The sequence below is a fragment of the Palleronia caenipelagi genome (genome assembly GCF_007004065.1).
In the GTDB taxonomy this organism is placed as follows: Bacteria; Pseudomonadota; Alphaproteobacteria; order Rhodobacterales; family Rhodobacteraceae; genus Palleronia; species Palleronia caenipelagi.
In genome coordinates this window covers 1-9205 of sequence record NZ_VFSV01000070.1, presented here as the reverse complement: position 1 = coordinate 9205, position 9205 = coordinate 1, and the positions used below count along the sequence as shown (strand labels likewise).

The following is a 9205-nucleotide window of genomic DNA, read 5'->3' as shown; positions in this document are numbered from 1 at the left end:
CGTCAGCCGGGAAGCCGTTCGGAAATGGGTGAACCGGTTTGGTCGGCATTTCGCGCATTGCATCAAGCGCGACCGGCCCGCAGCGTCAGATAAGTGGCACCTCGATGAAGTCGCCGTCCCGATCAACGGCATCAAGATGTGGTTATGGCGGGACGTGGATGGTGAGGAGGACAAGAAATTGATCCGGGGGATCAATTTCCCGACGAACGCGATGTGCTCGACATTCTGGTGCAGCCAAGGCGAAACGCCAAGGCTGCCAGGCGGTTTCTGAAACAGTTGATCGCCCGGTTTGGCCAGCCTCGCGTTATCGTCACGGACAAGTTGCGCAGCTATATCAAACCGATCCGCCAGCTGGCTCCAGACGCAGATCACCGGGCTCATAAGGGCCTGAATAATCGTATTGAGGGCTCGCACCGACCAACGCGGAAACGAGAAAAGCTCATGGGACGGTTCAAGTCGGTCAGGCAAGCGCAGCGCTTCCTCTCCGCCCATAACCAGATCAATGTGATATTCAGACCCCGCCGCTACCGACTTTCAGCCATCTCTTACCGCCACGCCAGATCAGATGCCTTCGATCTGTGGCGCAGCTACGCCCTCGAAATGACCGCGTGATCGGATCCGCGTAGGACTTTTACAATCGGTGCAGAACAAGTTGGCAATCCCTCTTCGCAAACCGCGCCTCATCGACCTGGCCTGTCAGATTGTGGCCTTCGGCTGACTTGCCGAACCAGGCGGAGGCTTCCTGTGCTTCCTTGGAGCCGTCCACATAGTAGCCTTCGGCCCGGTAATAGCCGCTGGCCGCCGCGCCGGCGGAAACAGTCGACGGCGACATCATTGACCACGTCCTTCCGCGAGATCGAAGATGTCCAGTGCAGACATGGGCTTCTTAGCCGCGTGCGGACTGCGCGGCTTCTTTGAAGCAGGCGCAGATGTCTTGGAGGCGGTTGCGGGATCGGGGAATGGCAGGCGCGCGCAGGAGGTTTCGGCAGGCTGCGTGGTGGCGCCAATCATCGGGATCGCCATGGCAGGGCGCCGAATCTCGGAGGATTTCCGTCCCCGCATCCGCTGGGCCGCAAAATGGTTCCAGTAGAAATCCCGCTGCATCGGATCGGCGCCAATGTCGTCGCGGACATCCCCGCCCAAATGGGTGTCGACCCATTTATTGAACTCACCAAGCTGCTCTTGCGGTGGCAGCGCGGCGAAACCCCGCAAAGGCGTCACACCTTCTTCCACGGCACGGTTCTGCTCGCCCAGATGCATCCCGCCCCGGTCAAAGCCATCGCCGGAGTAGCGGACGAATTTCGGCACATCGTTGTCGGAGGGCAGCGGATCGAAGCTGACGCGGGCCGTGGGCGCATCATAGGCCTGACGAAAATAGGCTGTCAGCTGGGGAAGGCTCTGGATCTCAGCGGGGGTCACGATGGCCTTTTGGGTCCGGCGTCCCAAAACGCCCACGGCATCGCGGGCTTGAGCCGCACCCAGCGTCAGGCTTTCCTGCGCCTCGATCACGTCCGACTCGCCCAGGCTTTCGGACCAGAGTTTGGCAGTGCGAAAATCGGGCGTGTTGAAGACGACGCGGTTGTTGAGCGTGCCGGAAATGGTCTGGGCGCCCTTGTCTCCATAAAGATCCTCAAGCTGGGAATAGACCTGATAGCCGAGCACAAAGGCCCCGCCGAATTGGCGGATGGTGGCCAGCGATCCGGTGAGGAACGGCAGCCTGTTCAGCGTCGGAAGCTCATCGATGAAAAACCAGATCCGGGGATCGCGGCTCTCACTCATGGTCATGAGCGCATTGGCGGCGATCTCGATCACCGTCGAGATGACATTGCGCGTGGCGGCGGAGTGTTCCGCGTCGGTCGTCAGAAAGACAAAGCCGGGGTCTTCGCTGAGGACCCACTCCCGGATCGAGAACACGTCCGCATCGTCGCGTACATATTCGAGGAAGGACAGGTGGGTGATGAGCGTTGCGCGGATGGATCCGCTCATCCGGTCCATCTTGTCGCCGAAGAAATGCGCGCCGGGGGTGTTGGCGACGATGTCGGACAGGGTTTCGTTGCTGATCTCAAGGATGGCCCGTCTCAGCGCCGCGTTGTTCGGGTTCTCCTGAGTGTAAATGGCGCGGGCAGCGTAGATGAAGACAAGGCGGGCGGCATTGGTCCAGAACGGATCCTTCTCATTCGGATTTTGAGGGATCATCACCTCGGCGATCTCGGTGAAGGACGCCGGGTTGGTGACCTCCACGAAGGGGTTCCAGCTGCGCGAGCGGGCATCAAAAGGGTTCAGAATAATGTCGCGACCCTCGACATAATGCTTTGAGACGAGATGCCCGGTCCTGTCGTAAATGATCCCCCTGCCCTTCAGGTCCGAGACCGTCTTCAGCAGCTCATGCATGGCGGTGGTTTTACCGACGCCGACGGTGCCAAGGATGCCCACCTGGGCCTCGACCGCGTTGGGCGCGAGCTCGATGCCGGCCAGCGTATAGCGGGGGGCTTTTTTCGCGCCCTTGCCGAAGCGCTTTTCATGGGCGCGCCATTTCTCCCGCACCCAGCGCTTCAGCTCCTTCTTCGAGACCAGACGCGCGCCCCGGATGAATTCTTCCTTTTTCAAAGACCGGCCCACGAGAGCGAACACCGCCCAGGCGAGGAAGAAGCAAATACTGGCAGGGATCAGGGAGTGAACCGCCCCGGCTTGCCCGGAGAGCGCTTCGTTCAACGCGTCATGCGACTTTAGCCATCGTCCGCACCCGATCAAGATACCGGCGTTCGGCCTCGGCCGGCGGGACATACCCGATCGATCCCAGGAGACGCGCGGTGTTGTACCAATCCACCCATTGCATGGTTTGCCACTCAACGTCCTGCATCGTCTTTCAGGGCCCAAGCTGCTTGATGACCTCGGTCTTGAAGAGGCCGATCACGCTCTCGGCCAGCGCATTATCGTAGGAATCGCCGACGCTTCCCACGGACGGATCGACGTCCGCGTCGGCCAGACGCTCGGTGTACCTGACGGACAGGTACTGCGATCCGCGGTCCGAGTGGTGGGTCAAGCTCTTGTTTCCAAGCGGTTGTCTCTGCCAAATCGCCTGCTCCAAGGAATCGAGCACGAACTGGGTAGTTATCGAGGTCGAGACGCGCCACCCAACGATCCGCCGTGCAAACACGTCGATGACGAAGGCGACACAGACCGTGCCGGACCAGGTTGGGACGTAGGTAAAATCTGAAACCCAGAGCTGGTTCGGCCGCTCGGCACGGAATTCCCGGTTGACCTTGTCGTCCGGGCAGGGGCGCGTGGTGTCGGGGTTCGTGGTGATCACCTTCTTGCCGCGCACCACCCCTCGCAGCCCAATCTCGCGCATCAATCGCTCCACGGTGCAGCGCGCCACATCAACGCCATCGCGCTTCAGAGCATGCCAAACCTTCCGCGCGCCGTAGAGTTTGCGGTTGTCGGACCAGATCTTCCGGATCCTGTCCTTCAGTTCGGCATCGCGCTGCGCCCGTGCCGATGCCCGTGATGGTTCCCGGGCGACGACCTTCCTTGCGTGGTAGGTGGACGGGGCGATCAGCAGTACGCGGCAGATCGGCTCGACCCCGAACTCCTCGCGGGATTCATCAATGAAAGCCGTCATTTGCGAAACGGGCGGTCGAGCTCCGCCTGGGCAAAATAAGCGCTGGCCTTCTTCAGAATCTCGTTAGCCTGCCGCAACTCGCGGTTCTCGCGCTCGAGCTCCTTTATACGCGCATTCTCAGCACTGGTCGGGCCCGCTTCCTTGCCGCTGTCGCGCCGCGCCTGCTTGTACCACACACGCAGGCTGTCTGGCGAGCAGCCCAGCTTGGCGGCGATGTCGCGCAGCGCGGCCGTCAGGCTTGCGCAGCTGTCAAGATGGTCGACGACCATCTGCACCGCCCGATCCCGGAACTCCGTCGGGTAAGGGCTCGTCGTGTTCTTCTTGCTGTCCATGAGAGAGCATCCTTTGAGAGTTTTGCTCTCTGGGCAAGCCGGGGTGGTTCAATCGCCTTCATGCGACTCGCCACACTTAATGTGACAACACCGGTCAAGCTGCTGATCATTGATAAGTTGGGCTTCGTACCGCTGAGCAAGACCGGTGCCGAGCTGTTGTTCGAATTGATCTCGCAGCGCTACGAACGCGGTTCAACCCTGATCACATCGAACCTGCCCTTCGAGGAATGGACCGAGACCTTTGGTACCGAACGTCTCACGGGCGCACTGCTGGACCGCTTGACCCATCACGTCAACATCCTGGAAATGAACGGCGAGAGCTACCGTCTTAGCCAGAGCAGGGCCCGCCTCTCCGCCGCCAACAAATGACCCTCACAGAATCGGCCTAACGGCCAATGCCCCTTGGACCGTGCTTGCTACTTGAGGGCCTCACGCTCCAAGGCGCGCACCCCAAAATGGCCGATTTTTGCTCCGCCCCAGTGGCAGGCATTTACGCCGCCGTTGACAAACACGCTCGTTACAGACGTCGCTCGTTTCTCACACCAGGTTTGGTATGATCAATGCCACACTTGGAAAAGTCAAAACTAAAACCAATCGGAGGACATCGGCCAACAGAAATGGAAAAATGCCTTTAAAGATCGTGCTCAGACTTACGTCTGTGACGATCGATTTTAGAACGAAGGCGTTCATACCCACCGGTGGCGTGATGTAGCTAAATTCTGTTACGATAACTATATAGATGCCAAACCATATAAGATCATAGCCCAAGTCTGCGACAATTGGATAGAATATTGGAACCGTCAAGGTGATCATCGACAGCCCCTCAAGGACGCAGCCTAAACCGATATATATTAGGGTAATTGCAATTAAAGCGTAAGTTGGGTTTTTCAAATAAGAAACCAATAATTGAATATCTTGAGTCATTCCCGAAATATTCACATAGTTCGAAAATGTCAGCGCACCAAAGAGGATTAAAAACATGCTGCCCGTTGTTTTGGCGGTATCATAGGAGATCGTTAATAGGTCCCGAAAGCATAGCCGTCTTTGAAATAAGGTGAGAGCTAAAGCCCCTCCGGCTCCCATTCCTGCGCTCTCCGATGGTGTAAAGATTCCCAAATAAATCCCACCCATCACGAATGTAAAGAGAAGGATTGCACCAAGAACACCTTTGAGCGCCATAATCCGTTCGATTAGCTGAAGTTTCGGCTGCGTTTCTAGCTGCAGTTTCCCGAAGTTCACCGAAAACACTACGGCAGCGCAATATAGAAATACGCCAAGTAGTCCTGGTATGATCCCCGCGAGAAATAGCTGCCCAATATCTTGTTGTGTCATGATTCCATAAAGTACGAGGATCACTGATGGCGGGATCAAGATTCCTAGTGTGCCGCCTGCCGCAATCGCACCGGTGGAAAGTCCATCCGGATAGCGGTATCTCCGCATAGACGGTAAGGCGATCTTCGTCATGGTTGTGGCGGTTGCAAGGGACGATCCGCAGAGTGATGAAAATCCGCCGCAGGCGATCACCGTAGCGATTGCCAACCCGCCTTTTCGGTGGCGCATCCATGCGTTAGCCGCATCGTACAAGTCTGCCGCAATTCCGGATTTTACAACGAAATTACCCATCATCAGGAACATCGGAAGTATCGAAAGATTGTAGCTTCGTGCGTTGCTGAAATAAGTTTGGCCCAGCAATGATAGAGCTGGCTCAGCGCCGATGATCGTCGCTGTACCTAAGGTGCCGACAACGGTCATGGCCAGCCCGACCGGCACCCCCAAAAACATAACTATGAGCAGAATCAATAAACCGATCGGCCATTCAATCGTCATTCTGACTCCGGTAGTCCAAGCTGCAAGGAAATGTCACAAGTGAAGCCAAGAGGCATAAAATTGCTGTGCCATACGCTATAGGTGCGAGAGGAATTTCAAGCGTCGGCGTAGTCCCTGAGTAGTATTTTATTCGGTGGCCAACTTTAATGATTTGCCATGCGATAATCAACAATATTGATGCAGAAATGATTGAGGTCACAAATCTAATCGCATTCTTTGAAGAGCCTGATAAGTTAGAGGTAAAGACGCTGACTGCAATGTGGGCGCCATCTAGACTTGCTGCCAATAGTCCAATGAAGACTGCTGCTGCTAAGAGTATCTCCGTGACCTCTACAGCACCCGGAACAGGCGTATTCACAACATACCTGCCCAGAACGTCCACGACGGTCAAGAAGATCATTGAGATAAGGCAGATTACACACGAAAAAGCCACGAGCATTTGCAATCGGTAGCGAGCGGTTTCTGCCAATCCTTTTAGAACAAATAAACTCATTGTGTAGTGAGTTTCTGAATTTCATCTAACAGCATATTATACGCTGCACGACCATCGACGCCTGCTTCACTTGCAAGCGCAATATTTGCGTCAACAACTGGCCTGAATCGCTCTCTCAGAGCGGCCACGTCATCGGCTGAAGCCCGGTACATATGTATGGAGGCGCCCAGTGTTTCGTTAGCAGCGGCGTCAACAGTGTTCCACATCTTTCCTGCACGTGCGGCTAACGCCTCGCCAAGAAGCGGTTCGATGAGCGCGCGATCTTCCTGAGAAATCTGGTTCCAAGTCTTCTCATTCATGATCACCATAAAGGCCGTGTTGTACATCCCGCCTTCGGCAAGAAAAGCCGTCGAGAGATGTGTGAGCAGACGAAAGAATTCGACTGATTCAGATGGAAACATAATGCCATCGACAACTCTTTGGCTTAGCAGTTCGTAAGATTTAGATGCGGGACCCTCGACTGGTACGGCACCGAACGATTTTGCGAGGTCCTGTGCGACAATTGATCCGGTTCGAAGCTTCTGACCTTCAAGATCGTCCACGCTAGCGATGTCTCTGGACGAAAAAATGTGACCGGGACCGTGGGTGTGAACGGCCATCACCTTGACGCCGTCATATTCGCCAGCATCTGCTAACATCGATGCATGAACTCGTTGAAATGCAACTGAAGAAATCACCGCATCGTCGCTCAGAAATGGCATTTCGGCGAGGACTGCGGTTTTGAACCGTCTCGGGCTATAGCCTTGGACGGCATAGCTTATATCTACGATCCCGTTTCTCACCAGTTCGAAGGTGTCGGAAGGGTGGGCAAGCGGTGCTGGCAGGAATTCAACTGTGACCCGGCCCGCTGTCACCGCTTCGATGTCAGCCATAACCGGCTTGATGAAATCGATGACATAGGGATGGGACGGTGGTAGCCAGCTGTTAAGAGACAATACCGTTTCCGAACTCGCATTGGAAGCAGTAAACGAAACTGCCGCAAAAGAGCAAATAATGGCACGCAGATACTTCTTCATTCTTCTACCTTTCGTTGCAGAGTTCAACCAATTTCCTAGTTGGGGTCGTGATTTTTTTTGACTTCATTGATTCGGAAATCAGTTATTTAAATGATTTTCTCTGAGAATAGAGCATCTAGATATTGCTACTCTTTGATCCTCCTGAGAAACGGGCAAATCCGTCATGGAAAGCTTTGAAAAGTAGGCTCTTCGAAGAATGCGGCGCCGGCGGCAGTAAAAGTCCCCTCCGCCAAAAATGCGTGCTGTGCGACGCCAGCGGCGTCTAGCATTTTATGGAGAAGGGGATGATCCTCGTTGAGCACGTTTGATCCACCAAGCACAAAGGCAATTCGAGCGGCTTCGGCGCCGTCGCGCGCCGCCTTTGAAGCGACAAGTCGCAATCGAATATGTGTTTCCGGCTGAACTGTTTCATTGTGTTCGAGTTCTTCATATGCCTCGTCGAGCGTGTCGTAAAACAAAGCTTGAGCCCCTAAGTATTTGCCCACGGCCTTTGTATAACCGGTTTGAAAGTAAGATCGGGAACTGGGTTTAGGCGCTCCAGTAATCGATTGCCGGGAGCCAGATTTCTTCACGTAATCCAAGGCCGCACGTGCGGCGCCGAGAGCGACAACTGCCAATACTTGGGACGCAAGCGCCATAGACGGATACCGGAAAAGTCGATCATCCATAGTGGGCTTTGCCCCGCGAACAAATGTCCACTCATTTGGGACAACGACTTGATCAACTGAAAAATCGTGCGATCCTGTCCCGCGAAGACTCAATGCGTTCCATGTATCAAGGACTTTGACCCGTTGTTTCGGAATTACGGCGATGATCGGCAATTCCGACTTCTTATCTTCGATCTTAATGCCCGCTCCAACCAAATCAGCGCAGAGAACACCCGATCCCCACGGCCATCTACCAGAAACCTCATAACCTCCTGTCGCGGCTTGTGCTAGCTGCGGTGGAAACATAGCACCGGCAAAGACTGTATCCGGGTTGCTGCTGTAGATTTTTTCATAGGTCGTTGGTGGCAGCGTACTCAGGTAAGCCGCCGACACCCCGAAACTGGCGACCCAACCCGCTGAAGCATCGGCGGCCGAAATATCTTCTATAAGGCGGCAGAACCCAGAAGGGCTCCTAGCGTCGCCGCCGAATCGTTTTGGAACCAGCGCTCTGTAGACCCCCAGCGACTTGAACTTACTTATGACATCGGGGGGAATGTGCCTTAATCTGTTAAATTCATTTGCCCGCCTTTCAATTTCGGAAAGAACCTCTTCTTTTTTGATGGACGATTTTGCAACTGAGTCTTGTGCGGTCATCGTTCTCTCCTTTGGGGATGCCATTTGACTTAGCAATACTCGCTCGATCCCTGTAAACCAGTCGACTTTGCCGCACATCGCAGAAAGACTATTCAAGCAATTTTAAAGTACTTTATGCTCACACCACAATTCGCCATCCCGAGCTGATCCATACATATTACATATAGAAAGAGTACGAACTAATTCCTAATTTTGCCTTAATCGCGAAATAGACAATTTGGGGTTAGGGTCAGGAACGGCACCGTAAAGTTAAGTGCAGCAGAGCAAGTATCGGCTGATTTTGCCGATCAAGCGAGCTCGACGCCCGCGATGTTCTGATCAGCCCCACCTGAGTGGTCCAATTTGATTGTGAGTGCATGACGGGCCTCCGGTCCATCGTGACGACGGTTTCCGGAGCCGGTGGGCGGTAGTATCCGTCTTGGTCAAGCGGAGCGTTCATCCCATTTTCGGCCGTCACGCAACAGGGCGTTGGCGAGCAGGATGAGTTTGCGCATGACTGCCGTGATGGCGAGTTTTGGTGGTTTTCCCTTGTCCAGCAAGGCTTGGTACTTGCGCTTGAGATCGGCGTTGAACCTGACTGCGACCAATGCGGGCATGAAGATTGCAGATCGCAG

General features: G+C 54.9%; 6 protein-coding genes, 4 pseudogenes and 1 other annotated feature. Of the genes and pseudogenes, 2 read left to right on the top strand and 8 right to left on the bottom strand.

What is annotated here, in order from left to right; genetic code table 11:
* Window positions 1-612 (top strand): annotated as a pseudogene (locus tag FEV53_RS18710) (IS6 family transposase); the annotation flags it as partial.
* 19 nt (window positions 613-631) lie between these two features.
* Here the strand turns inward: FEV53_RS18710 and FEV53_RS18705 are convergent.
* The 3 genes and pseudogenes from FEV53_RS18705 to FEV53_RS18695 form a co-directional block, all read right to left on the bottom strand.
* Entirely contained in the window at window positions 632-835 is a 204-nt protein-coding gene (locus FEV53_RS18705) for a hypothetical protein (RefSeq protein WP_142836220.1), read from the bottom strand.
* Window positions 832-2712 (bottom strand): type IV secretion system DNA-binding domain-containing protein, encoded by a 1881-nt coding sequence (locus FEV53_RS18700; protein ID WP_246100933.1) that lies wholly within the window; start codon window positions 2710-2712, stop codon window positions 832-834. The genes FEV53_RS18705 and FEV53_RS18700 overlap by 4 nt, the downstream gene beginning before the upstream one ends.
* A 4-nt stretch (window positions 2713-2716) precedes the next feature.
* A pseudogene (locus FEV53_RS18695) lies at window positions 2717-3954 on the bottom strand (IS3 family transposase).
* Window positions 3548-3664: a sequence feature (AL1L pseudoknot), on the bottom strand. Its footprint overlaps the pseudogene before it by 117 nt.
* Window positions 3955-4050: 96 nt before the next feature.
* Between FEV53_RS18695 and FEV53_RS18690 the strand changes: the two are divergent.
* Window positions 4051-4323, top strand: a pseudogene (locus FEV53_RS18690) (ATP-binding protein); the annotation flags it as partial.
* Window positions 4324-4491: 168 nt separating this feature from the next.
* Here FEV53_RS18690 and FEV53_RS18685 read toward each other — a convergent pair.
* The 5 genes and pseudogenes from FEV53_RS18685 to FEV53_RS18665 form a co-directional block, all read right to left on the bottom strand.
* Window positions 4492-5781, bottom strand: coding sequence for a TRAP transporter large permease (locus FEV53_RS18685; protein ID WP_142836218.1), 1290 nt, complete (start codon window positions 5779-5781; stop codon window positions 4492-4494).
* Window positions 5771-6181: a TRAP transporter small permease gene (locus FEV53_RS22225; protein WP_425465508.1), complete on the bottom strand. Its 411-nt coding sequence runs from the start codon at window positions 6179-6181 to the stop codon at window positions 5771-5773. Before FEV53_RS22225 ends, FEV53_RS18685 begins: the two co-directional genes overlap by 11 nt.
* 89 nt (window positions 6182-6270) lie before the next feature.
* On the bottom strand, window positions 6271-7290 hold the full coding sequence (locus tag FEV53_RS18675) for a TRAP transporter substrate-binding protein (protein ID WP_142836216.1): 1020 nt from the start codon (window positions 7288-7290) through the stop codon (window positions 6271-6273).
* A gap of 161 nt (window positions 7291-7451) precedes the next feature.
* Window positions 7452-8591, bottom strand: coding sequence for an acyl-CoA dehydrogenase family protein (locus tag FEV53_RS18670; protein ID WP_142836215.1), 1140 nt, complete (start codon window positions 8589-8591; stop codon window positions 7452-7454).
* Window positions 8592-9013: 422 nt separating this feature from the next.
* Window positions 9014-9205, bottom strand: a pseudogene (locus FEV53_RS18665) (IS110 family transposase); the annotation flags it as partial.

Excerpts from the sequence above, each read along its gene's own strand:
- FEV53_RS18705 (WP_142836220.1), bottom strand. The coding sequence starts at position 835 with ATGATGTCGCCGTCGACTGTTTCCGCCGGCGCGGCGGCCAGCGGCTAT.
- FEV53_RS18685 (WP_142836218.1), bottom strand. The coding sequence starts at position 5,781 with ATGACGATTGAATGGCCGATCGGTTTATTGATTCTGCTCATAGTTATG.
- FEV53_RS22225 (WP_425465508.1), bottom strand. The coding sequence starts at position 6,181 with ATGATCTTCTTGACCGTCGTGGACGTTCTGGGCAGGTATGTTGTGAAT.
- FEV53_RS18675 (WP_142836216.1), bottom strand. The coding sequence starts at position 7,290 with ATGAAGAAGTATCTGCGTGCCATTATTTGCTCTTTTGCGGCAGTTTCG.
- FEV53_RS18670 (WP_142836215.1), bottom strand. The coding sequence starts at position 8,591 with ATGACCGCACAAGACTCAGTTGCAAAATCGTCCATCAAAAAAGAAGAG.